The sequence below is a fragment of the Vibrio sp. 1-Bac 57 genome (genome assembly GCF_037546855.1).
Classification (GTDB): Bacteria; Pseudomonadota; Gammaproteobacteria; order Enterobacterales; family Psychromonadaceae; genus Psychromonas.
In genome coordinates this window covers 1-678 of record NZ_JALAAC010000108.1, presented here as the reverse complement: position 1 = coordinate 678, position 678 = coordinate 1, and the positions used below count along the sequence as shown (strand labels likewise).

At 38.2% G+C, this 678-nt stretch carries 1 protein-coding gene; it reads left to right on the top strand.

Going from position 1 to position 678, the window contains the following annotated elements; genetic code table 11:
- Window positions 1-396, top strand: a 396-nt coding sequence (locus tag MT391_RS20720; RefSeq protein ID WP_499499986.1) for a winged helix-turn-helix domain-containing protein, incomplete at its 5' end; no start/stop codon positions are given.
- Window positions 397-678 lie beyond the last annotated feature (282 nt).

The following is a 678-nucleotide window of genomic DNA, read 5'->3' as shown; positions in this document are numbered from 1 at the left end:
GTGCAAAAGTTCCATGATGGTCACTCTAGAACATCCATTGCTAAGATATTGAATGTAAGTCGTCGATTAGTTAACGAATGGATAACAAAATATCTATCGGGTGGATTTGATGCGTTAGCATTAAAGCAAGCTACTGGTCAGCCTTCTCGTTTAAGTAATGAGCAAAAAGCTCAATTAAAAGAATACGTAATAAGTCATGCTGTCAAAGCGCAGGGAGGTCGTTTAATGGGTAAAGACATTCAAAAATATATCCAAGACATCTTTAATGTAAATTACTGTGTAAGAAATATTTACCGTTTAATGAAAGAGCTAGGCATCGTTTGGATAACTTCTCGTTCGAAGCACCCAAAGCAAGATTTGGCTGCCCAAGAAGCGTTTAAAAAAAATTGTAATTGAATCGATCATCATAATTCCTGGCCACGTTACGCTAGATGAAGTAGATATTTGGTTTGAAGATGAAGCGCGGTTTGGGCAACAAAATACAACGACTCGAATATGGACGGAGAAAGGCAGTCGAACTTGTGTTGTTAGGCAACAACAATTTATTTCAGCACATATTTACGGCGCTGTTTGTCCATCGACAGGCCAAACAGAAGCATTAATTAGTCCAATATTGAGTATGGAGATGATGGAAAAACATCTTCAACAAATATCAGATGCAACACCTGCTGGAAGGCA